This window comes from Nocardia bhagyanarayanae, assembly GCF_006716565.1.
GTDB lineage: Bacteria > Actinomycetota > Actinomycetes > Mycobacteriales > Mycobacteriaceae > Nocardia > Nocardia bhagyanarayanae.
In genome coordinates this window covers 1,713,805-1,731,028 of record NZ_VFPG01000001.1, presented here as the reverse complement: position 1 = coordinate 1,731,028, position 17,224 = coordinate 1,713,805, and the positions used below count along the sequence as shown (strand labels likewise).

13 protein-coding genes and 1 pseudogene are annotated in these 17,224 nt (G+C 69.0%); 9 read left to right on the top strand and 5 right to left on the bottom strand.

Annotated features, from left to right (window positions below; translation table 11 throughout):
- The first annotated feature begins 139 nt into the window (after nucleotides 1–139).
- The 3 genes and pseudogenes from FB390_RS07160 to FB390_RS34095 all read left to right on the top strand — a co-directional run bounded on the left by FB390_RS07160 (nucleotide 140) and on the right by FB390_RS34095 (nucleotide 1,153).
- Nucleotides 140–340: a helix-turn-helix transcriptional regulator gene (locus FB390_RS07160; RefSeq protein ID WP_141808232.1), complete on the top strand. Its 201-nt coding sequence runs from the start codon at nucleotides 140–142 to the stop codon at nucleotides 338–340.
- A pseudogene (locus FB390_RS34100) lies at nucleotides 337–645 on the top strand (HipA N-terminal domain-containing protein); the annotation flags it as partial. The gene FB390_RS07160 and the pseudogene FB390_RS34100, both read left to right, overlap by 4 nt.
- Nucleotides 646–736: 91 nt before the next feature.
- A complete protein-coding gene (locus FB390_RS34095) occupies nucleotides 737–1,153 on the top strand; it encodes a hypothetical protein (protein ID WP_246124362.1) in 417 nt (138 codons plus the stop codon).
- A gap of 161 nt (nucleotides 1,154–1,314) precedes the next feature.
- Here the strand turns inward: FB390_RS34095 and FB390_RS07150 are convergent, their stop codons facing one another.
- Nucleotides 1,315–2,637 (bottom strand): acetyl-CoA C-acetyltransferase, encoded by a 1,323-nt coding sequence (locus FB390_RS07150; RefSeq protein WP_141808230.1) that lies wholly within the window; start codon nucleotides 2,635–2,637, stop codon nucleotides 1,315–1,317.
- A gap of 251 nt (nucleotides 2,638–2,888) precedes the next feature.
- Between FB390_RS07150 and FB390_RS07145 the strand changes: the two genes are divergently transcribed.
- Both FB390_RS07145 and FB390_RS07140 read left to right on the top strand, forming a co-directional pair.
- A complete protein-coding gene (locus FB390_RS07145) occupies nucleotides 2,889–4,244 on the top strand; it encodes a 3-oxoacyl-ACP reductase (protein WP_141808229.1) in 1,356 nt (451 codons plus the stop codon).
- Entirely contained in the window at nucleotides 4,244–5,110 is an 867-nt protein-coding gene (locus FB390_RS07140; protein WP_097246719.1) for a MaoC/PaaZ C-terminal domain-containing protein, read from the top strand. Before FB390_RS07145 ends, FB390_RS07140 begins: the two co-directional genes overlap by 1 nt.
- Nucleotides 5,111–5,165: 55 nt before the next feature.
- Here FB390_RS07140 and FB390_RS07135 read toward each other — a convergent pair whose 3' ends face one another.
- From FB390_RS07135 to FB390_RS07120, 4 genes are all read right to left on the bottom strand, one after another.
- Entirely contained in the window at nucleotides 5,166–6,392 is a 1,227-nt protein-coding gene (locus FB390_RS07135) for a DUF5685 family protein (protein ID WP_141808228.1), read from the bottom strand.
- A 103-nt stretch (nucleotides 6,393–6,495) separates the two neighbouring features.
- The gene (locus FB390_RS07130) at nucleotides 6,496–7,095 is read right to left on the bottom strand and encodes a TetR/AcrR family transcriptional regulator (protein WP_141808227.1); all 600 of its coding nucleotides are present in this window, start codon (nucleotides 7,093–7,095) and stop codon (nucleotides 6,496–6,498) included.
- Nucleotides 7,096–7,404: 309 nt separating this feature from the next.
- Nucleotides 7,405–8,568, bottom strand: coding sequence for a glycoside hydrolase family 3 N-terminal domain-containing protein (locus tag FB390_RS07125; RefSeq protein ID WP_141808226.1), 1,164 nt, complete (start codon nucleotides 8,566–8,568; stop codon nucleotides 7,405–7,407).
- A gap of 588 nt (nucleotides 8,569–9,156) precedes the next feature.
- Nucleotides 9,157–10,812, bottom strand: coding sequence for an ADP-ribosylglycohydrolase family protein (locus tag FB390_RS07120; protein ID WP_141808225.1), 1,656 nt, complete (start codon nucleotides 10,810–10,812; stop codon nucleotides 9,157–9,159).
- Between the two features lie 129 nt (nucleotides 10,813–10,941).
- Here FB390_RS07120 and FB390_RS07115 point away from each other — a divergent pair, with 129 nt between their 5' ends.
- The 4 genes from FB390_RS07115 to FB390_RS07100 all read left to right on the top strand — a co-directional run bounded on the left by FB390_RS07115 (nucleotide 10,942) and on the right by FB390_RS07100 (nucleotide 17,069).
- Nucleotides 10,942–11,427, top strand: coding sequence for a universal stress protein (locus tag FB390_RS07115; protein WP_097246494.1), 486 nt, complete (start codon nucleotides 10,942–10,944; stop codon nucleotides 11,425–11,427).
- Nucleotides 11,428–11,489: 62 nt separating this feature from the next.
- On the top strand, nucleotides 11,490–12,581 hold the full coding sequence (locus FB390_RS07110) for an isochorismate synthase (protein WP_141808224.1): 1,092 nt from the start codon (nucleotides 11,490–11,492) through the stop codon (nucleotides 12,579–12,581).
- Nucleotides 12,582–12,694: 113 nt separating this feature from the next.
- A complete protein-coding gene (locus tag FB390_RS07105) occupies nucleotides 12,695–12,865 on the top strand; it encodes a DUF2613 domain-containing protein (protein ID WP_084483063.1) in 171 nt (56 codons plus the stop codon).
- 46 nt (nucleotides 12,866–12,911) lie between these two features.
- On the top strand, nucleotides 12,912–17,069 hold the full coding sequence (locus FB390_RS07100; protein ID WP_141811602.1) for an alpha-(1->3)-arabinofuranosyltransferase: 4,158 nt from the start codon (nucleotides 12,912–12,914) through the stop codon (nucleotides 17,067–17,069).
- Nucleotides 17,070–17,224: the final 155 nt, after the last annotated feature.

Genomic DNA, 17,224 nt, shown 5'->3' with positions numbered 1-17,224 from the left:
CCGTTTCCGCGTTCACTGATCAATGAGCAAGCCCCAACAGAGGTGTTTCGGCAGGATATTGCCGATTCATGCATCGCCTGGGCGCACACTCGGCATCGCAACCTGATTTCGGCAGCATCCTGCCGATCGAGAGGACGCCATGTCGGAAGCCACAACCATCGGCCACGCGATCCGAACCGCGAGACGTCGACATCGCCTGACCCAAGAGCAACTTGCCGAGCTCGCGGGCACTTCGACCCGTACTGTCCGCGAAATCGAGCACGGCAGCGGAGGCACCGGCATCGCGACCGTCGCCGCCGTCGCGAATGCGGTCGGCCTCACCCTGGGCGTGACCGAGTGACCAAACCAGCCGACTTCCGCCGAGTCACCAAGGCCGACGTCTACAAGGCGGGTCGCCTAGCCGCCACGCTGGTCCGCACCGCGGATGGCGGAACCGAATTCACTTATCGGAGCGAGTATCTCGCGTCCGCTGACGAGCCGATCGCCACGACGCTGCCGATGCGATCGGCTCCGGTGCTCAACGCGAGCGGCGCGATACCGCCGTTCTTCGCGGGCCTTCTCCCCGAGGGCCATCGCCTGACCGTGCTCCGGCGAGCCGCCAAGACCAGCGCGGATGACGAGCTGACGTTGTTGCTCGCCGTCGGCGGCGACGTCCCCGCACCGGTGCTCTCGACTGCCTCTTTGCCCGCTTCTCCTCGCGCGGCGAGTCGCTGTACGCCGACAACTGCTTTCGGCCATGCGCCAGGCCTTCTGCGCACATTTCGAGTTGCCGCCGAGCAATTGGGCGGCATTGCGAATCGACTCCCTGAACCTGATTGCGACCGATATCGTCGCCGGAATGTACGGGTGGTGGAAGTCCTTCGAGCACTACAGCGTTGCCGGGTCTCGCCCCGTCGCGGTCTCACGGGACGTCGACGTGGTCGAGGCTCATGCCCGCAAGAACACGACCAGCTATGTCAAGCACCCCGTCATCGGCCGGTTGGATCATTCGGGATGGCGGCTGGTGTTCAAGCTACACGCGCGTGAGCGAGTGCAGGCACCTCAGCCGGAACCATATGAGAATGCGCGGGCAGGCGGCCGGTGGGGCAACATGGGCGAGGTCCCGCCACCAGCGGAAACCGACATAGCGAGTATTGATCTGGACGCCAGATAACCGACCACGACGACTCTATGACGTTGCGGGTTGCCAGGCGAACTCGGAAGCTGCGCGGCTGTGACTGAGCCGCGTGCACGCTGAGCTGAAATGAAAACCTTTGCGGTGACGAAACAAAAGCGGCACCCGGGAGGACCCGGGTGCCGCCTTCGGCGTTTACGTCAGCGTTCGAGGATGGCGACGACGCCCTGTCCACCAGCGGCGCAGATGGAGATGAGGGCGCGGCCGGAGCCTTTTTCGGCGAGCATCTTCGCGGTGGAGGCGACGATGCGGCCGCCGGTGGCGGCGAACGGGTGGCCCGCGGCGAGCGAGGAGCCGTTGACGTTGAGCTTGGTGCGGTCGATGGAGCCGAGCGCACCGTCGAGGCCGAGGCGCTCCTTGCAGTACTGGTCGGACTCCCAGGCCTGCAGGGTCGCGAGCACCACGGAGGCGAAGGCCTCGTGGATCTCGTAGTAGTCGAAGTCCTGCAGGGTCAGGCCGTTGCGGGCAAGCATGCGCGGCACCGCGTAGGTGGGCGCCATCAGCAGGCCGTCGGGGCCGTGAATGTAGTCGACGGCGGCGACCTCGGAGTCCACCAGGTGGGCGAGCACCGGCAGGTTGCGCTCGGCGGCCCATTCCTCGCTGGAAAGCAGCACCGCGGACGCGCCGTCGGTGAGCGGGGTGGAGTTGCCCGCGGTCATGGTGGCGTCGCCCAGCTTGGTGCCGAAGACCGGCTTCAGGGTGGCGAGCTTCTCGATCGAGGAGTTCGGGCGCAGGTTGTCGTCGCGGGTCAGGCCGAGGAACGGAGTGACGAGGTCGTCGAAGAACCCGCGGTCGTAGGCGGCGGCCATGTTCTTGTGCGACAGGTAGGCCAGTTCGTCCTGCGCCTCGCGCGCGATGCCGAACTCCTTGGCGGTGATGGCGGCGTGCTCACCCATGGACAGGCCGGTGCGCGGCTCGGCGTTGCGCGGGATCTCGATGCCGAGCATGCTCGGGCGCAGCTGGCCGACCAGCTTGAGGCGGTCCTTGTTGGTCTTGGCGCGGTTGGCGTCGAGCATCCACTCGCGCATGCCCTCGCTGACGCCGATCGGCGCGTCGGACGTGGTGTCGGTGCCGCCGCCGACGCCCGCGTCGATGCGGCCTGCCGCGATCGCGTCACCGACGGTGACGATCGCCTGCAGGCCGGTGCCACAGGCGAGCTGCAGGTCGTGCGCCGGGGTGTAGGGCGAAAGCTTGCTGCCCAGAACGCTTTCGCGGATCATGCCGTGCTCGCCGACCCGCTTGAGGACCGCGCCGCCGACGACCATGCCGAGCCGCTCGCCCTGCAGGTTGAACCGGCTGACCAGACCGTCCAGCGCGGCGGTGAACATGTCCTGGTTGGACGCGTGGGCGTAGGCCTTGTCGGAGCGAGCGAACGGGATCCGGTTGCCGCCCACGATCGCGACCGGACGCGTCGTCTTCGCGGTCTTGGCCGTGCTCTTGGTTGAACGGGCTTTGTTTGTCACTCGAGTCTCCAAGGTCTCGTGGGATGGTCCGGCGCCCGGGAGCGGTGTTTCGCGCAGATCGGTGCCCCGTGCGTTGGTTTACTTTAAACTTACTCTGGAGTAAGTTTGTTGTCGACACCGTACCCCGCAAATGTGCGCTGACACGCCCACCGCGCGGTGCCTGCCACGCAGTCCAGGCCCACGCGGAAACGTGCGGAACACCAGGGGCGAACCAGACATCCGCGAAATTCGAGACAGAAAAGGTAGGAACAGTGGCAGCCAAGAGCAAGGGTGCACCCAACCTCTACGGATCGTTCGTCCACTCCGCCCCCGGCCAGTTCCTGGCGAGCAAGCTCGGTCTGCCGCAGCCGGCGAACCTGCGCCGCTACGTCAAGGGTGAGCCCCCGCTGACCGGTCCGGTGCTCATCGGCGGCAAGGGCCGCGTCGCCGAGCCCGTGCGCGCACTGCTTTCCGACTACACCTTCGCCGACGAGGTCAGCCAAGGAACCAAGTACGGCGCGCTCGTCTTCGACGCGACCGGCATCGGCTCGATCGAGGACCTCTCCCAGCTGTTCGAGTTCTTCCAGCCCGCGATGCGCAGCATCACCCCGTCGGGCCGGGTCGTGGTCATCGGCACCACGCCGGAGCTGGCGGGCACCGTAGACGAGCAGATCGCCCAGCGCGCGCTCGAGGGCTTCACCCGTTCGGTCGCCAAGGAACTGCTGCGCGGCGCCACCGCCCAGCTCGTGTACCTCCACCCGGAGGCCTCGGCCGCCGCGACCGGCCTGGAGTCCACGCTGCGCTTCCTGCTCTCGGCCAAGTCGGCGTTCGTCGACGGCCAGGTGATCCGGGTCGGCAAGGACGACGCCACCGCCCCGGCCAGCTGGGACCGCCCGCTGGAAGGCAAGGTCGCCGTGGTCACCGGCGCCGCGCGCGGCATCGGCGCGACCATCGCCGAGGTGTTCGCCCGTGACGGCGCGAAGGTGATCGTCGCCGACATCCCGGCCGCGGGTGAAGCGCTCTCGGAGACCGCCAACAAGGTCGGCGGCACCGCGCTCGCGCTGGACGTCACCGCGCCCGACGCCGCGGACAAGCTCGCCGAGTTCGCCACCGAGCGTTTCGGCGGCATCGACATCATCGTGCACAACGCGGGCATCACCCGCGACAAGCTGCTCGCCAACATGGACGAGGGCCGCTGGAATTCGGTCATCAACGTGAATCTCGCCGCGCCGCACCGCATCACCGAGGGCCTGGTTGCCAAGGGCGTGCTGAAGGAGGGCGGCCGCGTGATCGACGTGTCCTCCATCGCGGGCATCGCGGGCAACCGCGGCCAGACCAACTACGGCGCCTCCAAGGCGGGCGTCATCGGCATGGTGAACGCCGAGGCGCCGAAGCTGGCGGAGAAGGGCATCACCATCAACGCGGTGGCGCCCGGCTTCATCGAGACCGCGATGACCGCCGCCATCCCGCTCGGCACCCGCGAGGCCGGTCGCCTGATGAGCTCGCTGCTGCAGGGCGGTCAGACCGTCGACGTGGCCGAGACCATCGCGTTCTTCGCCAGCCCCGCCTCGAACGCGGTGAACGGCAACGTGGTTCGGGTCTGCGGCCAGAGCCTGATCGGAGCATGATGACCGAGACCATCACGCTCACCGAAACGCCCAAGAACAGCAGCCTTTTCGTGAAGGCCGCGCTGGGGGCCGTTCCGGTGCCGCTGCTTTCGGCGCGCAAGTCCACGGTGCCGGATCGGGTCGTTCAGCTCGACGGGGTCAAGGTGGATCCGGATCACCTGGCCGCCTACTGCCGGGCCACCGGCCTGCGCTTCGGCGACTCGCTGCCGCTGACCTACCCGTTCATCCTCAGCTTCCCGCTGGCCATGCAGCTGGTGGTGGCGCGCGACTTCCCGTTCGTCGCGGTGGGCGCGGTGCACGCGCAGAACGTCATCGAGCGCACGCGCGAGATCTCGGTGAGCGAGCCGCTGGACTTCCGCACCCACATCGAGAACCTGCGGGAGCACCCGAAGGGTCTGCTGGTGGATGCGATTACCGAGGTCAGCGTGGGTCGCGAGCAGGTGTGGCGGCAGGTGACCACCTTCCTGCACCAGCAGCGCACCTCGCTGTCGGACCAGCCCAAGGGCGAGCCGAAGCCGGAAGAGGTGCCCCCGCCGCCGCTGCGCGCGCTGCGGGTGGATCAGAAGATGATCACCCGGTACGCCAACGCGTCCGGTGACCACAACCCGATCCACACTTCGGCCTTGGGCGCCAAGGCATTCGGGTTCCCGAAGGCGATCGCGCACGGCATGTGGTCGGCGGCCAACGTCCTCAGCAACATCGAGGGCCGCATTCCCGAGAAGGCGACCTACACGGTGAAATTCGGCAAGCCCATCCTGTTGCCCGCGACGGTGAACGTGTACGCGGATCAGGTCGAGGGCGGCTGGGATCTGTCGCTGCTGCACCCGAAGAAGGGTTTCCCGCATCTGACGGCGACGCTGCGCTGAGCTTGCTTCGCGGACGCCCCCGAATCGCTTTGATTCGGGGGCGTTCTCGTGTTCGTCAGCAGTCGCAGCAGCCGCCACAACTGCAGCAATCACCGCAGCCGGAGCAGCACTCGCCGCAGTCGCAGCAGGAACCGCAATCGCAGCTCTTCCACCACGCGTCCTTGCGTTCGCCGGTGCACGGACTGGTGTGGTCGGCGCAGCAGGCGTAACCGGTGCAGTAGACGCCGAACACGATGGTGAGGGCTTGGCCGAGGTTGGGGCGGCGGGTCGGGGGGCGGTGGGTGGTGCGCTGGGCGTGCGCGTGACCATCGCGAGTTGCGTTGCAGGCGTGAGCGGTTACCGCGCCGGCACCCTTCCCGAGCCGACGCACCAGCGCGTGCAGCGGGTCGAGCAGCATCCAGCGGACGGTGGGGACGTCGGCCAGCTGGGCCGCGGCGAGGGCTCTGCGCAGCTCCGCGTCGGACTCCCGCACCAGCTCGTACGACTCGGCGAGGGTGGTGCCCGTCGCGGCGAGCGGGTTGAAGCGGCCGTGCGCGGTGTCGTCGTCGAGATCCGCTACGGCGTCGGAGAGGTGGGCGATACGGCCGAAATGCTCTCCCACGGTGCGGAGGTGGTCCGCGTTCTCCGGTCGGTTCGCCAGAATCGAAGTGTGAGCGAAGAGTTCTGCCGCGCACAGGGCAGTCGGAGCCGTGAGTTCGTCGAGCGTGACGGGCGGCTCGCCGGAGGCAGCGTCGGGACTGACGGCGTGCACGTCGCGTCCGCCGATCCCACTCGGCCCCTCGCCGCCCGCCGCCGGATGAAGAGCGGCAGCACGACTTTCCACAAGCTGTTGTGAATAGATCGCGGCGACAAGAGGTTCCACGTTGAAGTCGATCAGCGCCGCCTGCCTGCGCGCGCTGTCCGCCCAGCGCGTCGACATCCTGGCCATGGGCCGTCCAGCGAGCCGCGAAGCGTCACCATCCGCGACGTGATCTCGCAGCTTGGCCGAGCCGAGCAGCAACGACGCGGTCGACGCGAGCAGGACGCCCGGCGAATCGGCGGCGGCGACCTCGGCACGCTGCATGCCGCGCAGCGGGCACCGGCCCGCGGTAGTGCGCGCCGAAGGAGCGGGCAGCTGTGCTTCGGTCAATACGCTGAGCAAGATCGCGTCGGTGTTGGTCGCGGTGCGCGCGAGCTGGCCGTGGCTGTCCCGCAGGCCGAGACAAAGCCCGCACATGTGCGCCCGCCATTCGGCCGCGTCGATTCCGTACTTTTCGGCGCCGTGCGAGCACGGCCTGAGCATTCCGAACACTTTTCCCCGTTTGTCCCCGAGCCCGCGCGGGCCCTCCTGCTGTGATCTCGACAGAGAGTGGCAGAGCGGAGCGCGGCTGGCAAACGGTATGCGGCTATTCCGGCTTCTTGCGACCGGCCAGACCGCGCCAGGCCAGATCGTCGAGCAGGTCCACCGCCTCGGCGACCTCGATGCGCCCGCTGGCGACCCGGTCGGCGATCGCCTCACCTGCTCCGATCACCGCGACCGCGACGACGTCGAAGTTGGTGCCAGGTTCGGCGTGCTTGGCGCTGGATTCGAGCAGCTTGGCGGTGAGCTCGATGACTCGCTCGCGCGCGTTGTCGATCTCGGAGGCGAAGGCTTGCTGCCCGATCGCTTGGCGGTAGAGCACCTGCCAGGACTTGCGGTTGCGGTCGACGAACCCGAGGAAGCCCTCCAGCGCGGTGCGGACCTGCTCGTGCGGAGTGAGCAGCGGGTTACCGGCGGGCGCGACGGCCTCGATGAAGCGCAGGCCCTCGCGCTGGATGCACGCGCGGAACAGTTCGTCCTTGGAGCCGTAATAGAGGTACAACATCGGTTTGGAGATCTTCGCCTCGGCGGCGATCGCATCCATCGACGTATCGTGGAAGCCCTTGCGCGCAAACACCTCGACCGCGGCGTCGAGCATCTGCTGCTCACGAACCGCCCGAGGAAGTCGCTTCGTTCCGCCCGCCATCCACTCTCCTACCGCATGGTGAATCTCTTATATTACTCCAAGGTAAGTTCCGCCGGACGGATTTGCTCACCAGTCGCCGCGGCCAGCTGTGCGGTGGAACAGGTCAGCGCCTCCCCCCGCCTGCACGGCGAGCCGCAGGGCGAATGCCGTCCGGCAGGGCCGCCGAATGGGCCGGGCCGGTCGACATCGCCGATGGCGGGACCGTCGGCGGAAACTCAGCGATACTACGGGGCGCGGCGGACAGGCCGCCTGTACGTCATACGAAGGTGCGCTTCGGGCGTACGTGCGGCTGTGCCACCGGCCGCACACTCAGCAGGGCGGCAGAGCACCCTTGTACGCGGCCATCCGCAGCACCGAGCGGTCGACCTGCGCGGCGGGTAGGCGACCGCTCGCCATCGCCTGCTCGAGCTGGTCGAGAACGGTCGGGACGGCGTCGGTGGTGATCCACAGGGCATTGTCGGCGCCCGCGACCAGCGCGGCTTCGACCGCGTCCTCGATCGTCATCCGGCTGGTGATGGCCGCCATACCGCCGAGGTCGTCGGTGAAGATCGGGCCGTCGAACGGTGCGGCCCCGTAGCCGGTGCCCTCGCGCAGCAGCGACATGACCTGCGGGCTGATGCTCGCGGGCACGTTCGGGTCGGTCAGACCGGGGACGTCGAGGTGGCCCACCATCACGGCCGCGCCCGAGCCGATCAAGTTCCGGAACGGCACCAGGTCGGCCGTCTGGAGCTGATCCAGCGGCGGCGTGCGCACCGCACCGGTGTGCGAGTCGCCCGATCCGGAGCCGTGGCCGGGGAAGTGCTTCATCACGGTGCCGACGCCGACCTCGCGCATCGCGCGGATGTAGGCGTCGGCGTAGCGGGTGACCACCTCGGGGTCATCGGAGAAGGAGCGGTCACCGATGACGGTGTCGTCGGGCTGGCTGCTCACATCCACGTCCGGGGCGAAGTTGACCGTGATGCCGAGTTCCTTCAGGTCGCGCCCCCGGGTGACGGTCGCGTCGTAGAACTGCTCGGGTGTCATGGTCTGCGCGGTGACACGGGCCGACGGGACCGCCCCGATGATGTCGCGAACCCGCGAGACCCGGCCGCCCTCCTCATCGATGGTCACCATCAACGGCGTCGTCGCGGCCGCTTTCACCGCGTCCAGCGCGGGCCCCGAGATCAGCGACCGGTCGGTCCAGCCTCCGATGAAAATGCCGCCGACCTGCTCGTTGCGCACGACGTTCGCCGCGTCGGCGCCCCCGGTGACGCCGACGGTGAGCAGCTGCGCGAGCTTCTGCCTCGGCGTGAACTTCGCGAGGTACTCGGCGCCGCAGTCGCGCTGGGCCGGGCTGGGCGGGGCAGCCGGCGCGGCCAGCGTCGTTTCGGGGGTTTCGGCGCGCGACGTGGCGGGAGCCGGGCCTTCGCCGTTGGAGCAGGCGGTGGCGACCGCGGCGCAGAGTGCGAGCAGGACGAGAGGCGTCTTCCGCATAGGTCAACGGTAGTGCGAGGAGGAAGCGGGGGTGTTTTGCGGGGTGCCGATTGCACGCCTGCGGGCACCTGCGGCAGCCGCCCGTGCGATGTCAAGGGGGCTGAACAATCGACGGTAGTCAAATGGTTGCTGCTCGAGATCAGATAACCACCATTTGACTACCGTCGATTTCGGGCAACCACCATTTCTCTATCGACGGTAGTCAAATGGCGGTTGAGCCCATGGCAGACCAACAGCCCTCCCGAAATAAACCGGCCAAACACTCCCGATTGCCCTCCCTGAACGCAACCACAGCCAGTCGACCACGCCGGAACAGAGCCCCACCCACCCAACTGCGGGAGGTAAGCCGGGTACGGCACACGACGCGCCCAGCACTGCTCAGAGGAAAACCTGGGTAGGCAAACCTTTTGGTCCGCCACAACATTGGGTGTGAAACCTTGGTAGGCCTACCCCCTTGGGAACCCGCAACATTGGAAACCGTCAACCAACCGCAGCATCCGACCAGGACGCACCGAAATCCCCGGTTACCTTGTATGGCCTGCTAATCCGGATACAAAGCCGCCACCAGCCGACCGCACGCGACCCGCGTCAGACCAGTGCACACGTACGTCGAGCAAGCTCCGAAATGCGCACACCGTCATAACCCATGACCGCACTGTGCAACATGTCATGCACCGGCTCGATCCAATGCCCAGGAATCCCCTTCGCGCCCACCAGAATTCCAGCGACCGACCCGGCGGTAGCTCCATTGGAATCGGTATCGGCCCCACTCTGCACCGTCGAAGCAATCGTCCGCGTGAAATCGCCACCACCCCAGAGCAACCCGGCGGCCACCCGGCACGCGTTGGGTATGGCGTGAACCCAGTTGTATCCCCCGTGCCTGGCGTCGATGTCGTCCACAGCCTCCTCCCATGAGAGACCGCGCTCGAAGTCGGCGTGAACCTCCGCAAGAGCGATCGCCAAACGCGAACGAGGCGGCAGGACATTCTGGGCGGCCACGAGAGCGGACGTCACGGCGGAAGTGCCACGCACCGAGTCCTGCCCGGTAAAGGCGGCAGCGACCAGGGCGGCCGCCCACATGGCCGCGAAAACGCCGTTCCCCGTATGGGATACGGCCGCCTCACGAGCAGCAAGACCCGCGGCGCGCTCCGGATCGCCCGGGCTGACGTAGCCGAAGATGTCGGCGCGGATCATGGCGCCGATCCACTCGCGGTAGGGGTTGCGGACTTCGGCTGTCCGCGGCGGGTGCAGGCCGTCGACGAGGTTCCGGTAGGCGACACGTTCGGCGGTGTAGGTCTGGAGGAAGGGAATGCGTTCCAACCACAGCTTTGCGACGTCGTCGGCGGTGAAGTTCAGGCCGCGGGATTCGAGGAGGTGCAGTCCTAGGACGGTGTAGTCGATGTCGTCGTCGCGCGGAGCGCCATCGATGCGGCCGCGCGCCGACACCGGCCAGGTCGGGTTGAGCGGGAACCGGGGCGAGGGTGGGAGCAAGGCGGGGACGTAGTCGGTCAGCGGATACGCGCCTGCCCGTTCCAGATAGGTACGGATGTGTTCGCGCGTCCACACGAACCCGTTCTCCAGCGGTTTCCCGAGCGCGCAGCCGACGCACCGGCCCAGCCAGCCGCCGTAGACGCGGTCGAAGAGTTCGTCTGATGCGAGGGAACTGGCGGACGAACCAGGTGACGCGCTCGACACCAACCCGACCGGCCCGGCATCCGACGACGCGACGCCAATCAATGCCCGAGGGGCTGCCACGGCGGTGTTGTCGAAGGAAACGCTCGATGAGGGATCGGCCGATCCAGCGGCAGCCGAAGTGGAACCGCCGGGAGGCGGAGGCCGGACCGACGCCTGTCCGGACTCCGAACCAGTCCCGGTCGACTCGCAACCACCCGAGCCAACCCCCGCGGACCCGAACCCCACACCGCCGGCCCGCGCGTCGGATCGCCGAACCGCCGACTCTCCACCCGCCGACTCAGACCGCCCGGCCTGCACCGAGAGCGCGACTTCGGACTCCCCCTCCTCATATCCCCACCCCGGATCCCGCCCCACCGACTCGATCTCCCCCAACAACGCCCAACACCCCTCGGCATCAACCGTCTCGGCCCCCGCCAACGCCCGAACCGCCGACTCGAACCCCGCGACCGGATACCCGGATTCGAGACGCTCGCGCCACTCGAAATACAGCAGCGCACGCGGGTCGGCCTCGTGCCTGCCGTAGAACACCGCTTCGATCGTCCGGTCCATCGCGCTCCCGGTTTCCGCTGCTCAACCGTGTTCCCAAGGCCGATTATCCCTGCGCGCCGCAGCCGCCGGGGACCGTGGCGCGGGGGTAGTGTCGGTTCCATAGCCAGGAGACTTGACCAGGAGGTCACCGTGCCCTGCGATCTGATGCTCATCGCCTACGACGGCTCCGAGAACGCCAAGCGCGCCATCGAATACGCCGGCCGGTTCCTCTCCGCGAACAGAGCCGTTGTGCTCACGGCCTGGGAACCCATGGTGCGCCAGGCCGCTCGGCTGTCGGGGTTGTCGGGCGTGATGCAGCCCGAGTGGGTGCCCGACGAGGAGATCGAGGACATCGCCTACGTCGACGCCCGCAACATCAACACCGAGGGCGTGCGCCTGGCCAAGCTCGCGGGACTGAACGCCGAGGCGCGCACCGCGGAATGCACCACGACCATCTGGAACGCCATCGTCGAATGCGCCGACGACTTGGACGTGGACATCATCGTCGCGGGCACCCGCGGCGCGACGGGCATCCGCGCCCTGTTGCACAGCAGCGTCGCCGACGCGGTGTTGAAGCACTGCCACCGTCCGGTGCTGATGGTTCCGCCCGGAAAGGAACCGCAGCGCGAATTCTGACCCGTGATCTCGGTCGCTCATACGCGCCCGCGGTCGTCGCGCGCCGCTATGGTCGAGGGGTCATGAACGGATTCCTGCTCGCCCAACCCGGTGGCGTGATGCGCGCGACCGGGATCCGGACGGCCTTCGACGACGCGAACCGGGCTCGCAAAGCCTTGCGGAACGGCGCGGCGGAGATCGTCGTCGGGGCGCTGCCGTTCGATCCCAACCGACCCGCCGCGCTCGCCGCGCCCGAGCGGGCCGAGCACACCGCGGGTCCGTGGCGTCCCGCCGCGCTGCCCGAGCTGCCCGCGGTGCGGGTGGTCACCGAAATACCAAGTCCCGCCGAACATATCGCGCGAGTGACGAAATTCGTCGAGCAGCTGAACGATCCGGACCAGCCGCTGCGCAAGGTGGTCGCCGCCCGCTCGGTGCTCGCCGAGGCGGACCGCGCGCTCGATCCGGAACTCGTCGCCGCGCAGCTGCTCACCAGGCACCCGCACGCCAACGTCTACGCGGTCGATCTCTCACCCGCCGGACGCACCGGCGCGACGCTGCTGGGCGCGACGCCGGAGGTTCTCGTCGCCAGGCACGGCGCGACCGTGACGCTGCGCCCGCTGGCGGGCACCCTGCCGCGCCGCGCCGATCCGGACGCGGACGCCGCGCAGGCCGCCAACCTGCTGACCAGCACGAAGAACCGCGACGAGCACGCGTTCGTCATCGAATGGATACGGCAGGTGCTCACGCCGGTCTGCGCCGAGCTGACCATCCCGGACGGGCCGCAGCTGGTCAATACGCACGACGTGTGGCATCTGGCCACGCCGATCACCGGCACCCTGCGCGACCCGTCGACCACCGCGCTCGATCTGGCGCTGCTGCTGCATCCCACGCCCGCGGTCTGCGGCACGCCCACCGTTTTGGCCCTCGACACGATCAACCACGTCGAGGAGGACCGCGGCTTCTACGGCGGCGCGGTCGGCTGGTGCGACACGCACGGTGACGGCGAATGGGTGGTGGCGATCCGCTGCGCCGAACTGTCGGCGGACGGCCGAGCGCTGCGCGCCTACGCGGGCGGCGGCATCGTCGCGGCCTCCGAACCGCGGTCCGAGCTGGACGAAACCACCGCCAAACTGCGCACCTTCCTGGGCGGACTCGGGTGCGCCGTGCCGGAGTAATCCGGGTTACCCCGATATTGTGAGACGCCGGATTGTCACCTTGCTCACCCTGAGCGCGGATCATGCGGTAGGTTGACCCGGAATTGCCTGTCCCGATGTATTGGAGAGCCGCGATGAAGTTTGCTGTTCCTGGTGTTGCGAGTGCGGTTGCCGGTGCCGTGCTCGGCGCGATCGCGGTGTTCGTGATCACCGCGGCGGTGCAGCAGAACACGCGCCCCGACATCGACCGCAGCGGCGACGCGGACTCCTCGTTGCTCAACAACGTTGAGTACGGCAGCCGCTGAGCCGCTGACCTCCGCTTCACCCGCCGACTCGCTCGGCTCCTCCGGTGTGGCCTCGGGTCCGTCCGAGGCCGCGCCGCTCGGTAGACGATGGTTCGCCGCGACGGTTGTCGTGGCGTTCCTGCTCACCTTCTTGCAGGCGCCCGGACTGACGGTCGCCGACACGAAGTACGACCTGGCGCAGAACCCGCTGGGTTTCCTCGACCGCGCCGCGCACCTGTGGAGCAGCCAGGCCCCGATGGGCCAGGTGCAGAACCAGGCCTACGGGTACTTCTTCCCGCACGGCGCGTTCTTCTCGGCCGGAGATCTGCTCGGCCTGCCCGCTTGGGTGACGCAGCGGATCTGGTGGGCGTTGCTGCTGCTCGCCGGGTTCTGGGGGATCGTCCGGCTCTGCGAGGCGCTCGGTCTCGGCAGCCGCGGGTCCCGGATCATCGCGGCGGTTGCGTACACGCTGTCCCCGCGCGTGCTCACCACGCTCGGCTCGATCTCCTCGGAGACCCTGCCGATGGTGCTCGCGCCGTGGGTGCTGCTGGCCCCCGCCGCGCTCGGCACCGCGTATCGGCGGCGCAAGCGGGGCGGCGCGGCGTCGCCCGCGGGCAGTGCGCTGGCGCTCGCGTTGATGGGCGCGGTGAACGCCGTGGCCACGGTCGCCGCGTTCCTGCCCGCGCTGCTGTGGTGGGCTTCGTACAAGCCGAACAAGCGCTGGTGGCGTTTCACGGCGGCCTGGATTCCGCTGCTGGTGCTCGCCACGTTCTGGTGGGCGGTGCCGCTGCTGCTGCTCGGCCGCGTGAGTCCGCCGTTCCTGGACTACATCGAATCCTCCGGGGTGACCACGCAGTGGGCGTCGCTGGCAGAGGTGCTGCGCGGCACCGACAGCTGGACCCCGTTCGTCTCGCCGGAACGCATCGCGGGCGCGGTCCTGGTGACCCAACCCGCCGCGGTGCTGGCCACGGGCCTGCTCGCGGCCGCGGGCATGGCCGGACTCGCCATGCGGTCGATGCCGTATCGCGGGCGGCTGGCGCTGATCCTGCTCGTCGGGCTGGTCGGGATCTGCGCGGGATACGTCGGCGAGCTCAGCGGTCCGTTCGCCGATTCGGTGCGGGTCTTCCTCGATTCGACCGGCGCGCCGCTGCGCAACGTGCACAAACTCGAGCCGTTGATCCGCATTCCGCTGGTGCTCGGTCTGGCGCATCTTCTCGCGCGGGTGCCACTGCCCGCCTCGGTGCCGCTTCCGGCGTGGCGCGGCGCGTTCGCCCATCCGGAACGCGATCGGATGGTCGCCGTCGCCGGACTGATCCTCACCGCGCTCGCGCTGTCCACCTCGCTGGCCTGGACCGGCAAGCTTGCCCCGCGCGGCGCCTACGACGAGGTGCCCGGCTACTGGCACGAGACCGCGGACTGGCTGGCCGAGAACGCCGCCGACACCCGCGCGCTGGTCGTGCCCGGTGCGCCCTTCGGCAGCCAGGTCTGGGGGCTGACCCGCGACGAGCCGCTGCAAGCGCTGGCGAGCACGCCGTGGGCGGTGCGCGACGCCGTGCCGCTGAACCCGCCGGGCACCATTCGCGCGATGGACTCGGTGCAGCGGCTGATCGCGGACGGACGCCCGTCGGCGGGATTGGCCGCCACGCTCGCCGATCAGGGCATCGGAATCCTGGTGCTGCGCAATGATCTCGACCCCGAGACCTCGCGATCGACCAGGCCCCTGCTCGCGCACCGGGCGATCGAGGGATCGCCCGGGCTGACGAAGGTCGCCGAGTTCGGGTCGCCGATCGAAACGAACGTCATCGCGGACGGTTTGGTCGCCGACAACGATCTGCGACCGGCGTATCGAGCGGTCGAGATCTACCGGGTCGAACCTCGGCCACCCGCGGGCAGTGACGTCGAAATCCGGTCCGGCACCGGGGCTCCCGACTCGTTCCCCGGCGCGTACACGGTTCCGCTCAGCGACGTCCCGATGGTGCAGGGCGGACCCGAAGTGCTCGAGCGACTCGACCGCGACGGCGCCGCACCGGGCCCGACTCTGCTCACCTCCGACGCCGCCCGCGCCGGTCTGCCGATCGGACCGGTGACCGTCACCGATACGCCGATGGACCGGGAGGCCGACTTCGGGAAGGTCGACAACCACAATTCGGCGCTGCGCGCGCCCGACGACGCCCGGCGCACGCACAACCTCGTGCCCGACTATTCGGTGCCCGGCGCGGAGCTGGTGCGCGGGGAATGGTCCGGCGCGACCGTGACCGCGTCCAGCTCCGCCGCCGACGCCACCCAGCTCGGCGGCGCGGCGCCCGGCAGTTCGACCGCGGCGGTCGTCGACGGCGACCCCTCGACGGCGTGGATCAGCAACGGCACGGAACGCGCTGTCGGCCAATGGCTCCGGCTCGACCTGGACGAACCGATCAGCTCCGGGCTGCTGCGGTTGACCACCAGCTCGGCGGCGATCGGCGACCCGGTGAAGTGGGTCGAGGTGCGCACCGCCAACGGCAGTGTCTCGGCGCGGATCACCGAACCCGGTGCGCAGGTGTCCATTTCGTTGCCCGCCGGGCGTGCCGACTGGCTGACCATCACCGCCATCCGCACCGAAGGCGGTTCCGGCGGTGGCCAATTCGGTATCAGCGAGCTGACCCTCGACGACTACAGCGTCCGCGACGCCCCCGTCCGCGTGGACATCCGGCACCACACCGTCCTGCCGCCGACCCCCGAGGACGCGCAGGTGACGGCCTGGGACCTCGGCCAGGAATTCCCCGGTCGCAGCGCCTGTTTCGACGCGCCGGACCGGGTTCGGTGCAGCAAGGGACTGGCGCTGGCGCCGGAGGAGCCCGGTCTCTTCGAACGCACCCTCGACTCGCCCGCGCCGATGACGGTCGTCCCCGACCTCACCGTGCGGACCCGGCAGGGGCCCGCGTTGGAGGCGCTGCTCACCGACCGCAGCAGGCCGGTGGCGCGCGGCAAGGCCGACGTCGGCGACCTGCGCGGCTCCGCGTTCGCGGCGACCGACGGCGATCCCCGCACCACCTGGACCGCGCCGGAAGACTCGGTGCGCGACATCACCGGCCCCAAGCCGACTCTCACCATCGAGCTGCCCGAACCCGCGCTGGTCACCGGCCTCGACATCACACCGTCGCTCGGCGGGTTGCCCGCCGCGCCGACCTCGGTGTCGGTGAACCTCGGCAACGGTCCGCAGGTCCGCGAGCTCGACGACTCCGGCGAACCGGCGCGCATCTCGTTATATCCGACGGTCACCGATCGGATCGAGCTCAGCGTGCAGAGCTGGAAGCCGGTGCTGGACAAGACCGCTCTCGGCTTCGCGCTCACCCAGCCGCCCGGCATCGCCGAAGTGGCGGTGCTCGGGCCGGACTATCCCGCGCCCGCCGGGCTGGACCGCGAGGTGACCGTGCCCTGCGAGGCCGGGCCGACGATCGCCATGGGCGGACGCACGATGGGCACATCCGTGACGGCGACCGTGGGCGACTTGCGTTCCGGCGCACCGGTTTCCGCGCGCGTGTGCTCCGATGAAGTCCTCCTCGTGCCGGAAGGTCGCGCGGAAGTCGTCGTCGCGCCTACCGAATTGTTCTCCGTCGACCGGCTGCGCTTGAACCGCACCGACTTCCAGCCCATCGCCCCGACCACGGATCTTCGGCTGCTGGTATTGCCGTTGAGCACGAACGTCGGCTGGGAAGCGCACACCGCCGATGGGCGTTCGCTGGCGCCGATCGTGGTGGACGGGTGGCAGCAGGGGTGGTTGCTGCCCGCGGACGCCGCGGGGCCGATCACGATCTCGTTCCCGGTGGATCGGTGGTATCGGCTGGGGATTTTCGGCGGATTGCTGTTGCTCGTGCCGTTGGCGTTGTTCGCGGTGCCGCGCGGGCGTCGGGTTTCGGCCGACGAGCCCACTTCACCCCGCCCGTGGCGAAGCCGTGTCGTGGGCGCACTCGGCCTCATCGCAGCCGCGACGATCATCGCGGGTCCCGCCGGCACGGGACTCGCGGCGGCGGGCTTGGCCGCGACCCACTTCGCCGCCCGGCACACCGTCCGATTCCTCGCCGCGACAGCGGGACTCGGCACCGCCGTCTCGGCCGCCGTACTGTCCACCGGCCCGTGGCGGGCGCCCGACGGCTACATGGGCCACTCCCTGTGGGTCCAGCTTCCCGCGCTGGTCGCGGTGATCGCGGTCGGCCTCGCCGCCCTCCCTCCGCGCCGAACCAGCTGAGCACACCCCCGCCCGAGGCGGGTCCAGTCGACGGGAGAGAAATGGTGGCTGTAGACCCGGATTCAGCCGCCATATCTCTCCCGTCGAAACCATTTCTCTATCGACGGGAGAGAAATGGTGGTTCGACCATTGACAAGGTCCGACTCATGTCAGGT

Coding starts and splice junctions, on each gene's coding strand:
- FB390_RS07160 (WP_141808232.1), top strand. CDS start 140: ATGTCGGAAGCCACAACCATCGGCCACGCGATCCGAACCGCGAGACGT.
- FB390_RS34095 (WP_246124362.1), top strand. CDS start 737: ATGCGCCAGGCCTTCTGCGCACATTTCGAGTTGCCGCCGAGCAATTGG.
- FB390_RS07140 (WP_097246719.1), top strand. CDS start 4,244: ATGACCGAGACCATCACGCTCACCGAAACGCCCAAGAACAGCAGCCTT.
- FB390_RS07135 (WP_141808228.1), bottom strand. CDS start 6,392: ATGCTCAGGCCGTGCTCGCACGGCGCCGAAAAGTACGGAATCGACGCG.
- FB390_RS07130 (WP_141808227.1), bottom strand. CDS start 7,095: ATGGCGGGCGGAACGAAGCGACTTCCTCGGGCGGTTCGTGAGCAGCAG.
- FB390_RS07125 (WP_141808226.1), bottom strand. CDS start 8,568: ATGCGGAAGACGCCTCTCGTCCTGCTCGCACTCTGCGCCGCGGTCGCC.
- FB390_RS07120 (WP_141808225.1), bottom strand. CDS start 10,812: ATGGACCGGACGATCGAAGCGGTGTTCTACGGCAGGCACGAGGCCGAC.
- FB390_RS07110 (WP_141808224.1), top strand. CDS start 11,490: ATGAACGGATTCCTGCTCGCCCAACCCGGTGGCGTGATGCGCGCGACC.
- FB390_RS07105 (WP_084483063.1), top strand. CDS start 12,695: ATGAAGTTTGCTGTTCCTGGTGTTGCGAGTGCGGTTGCCGGTGCCGTG.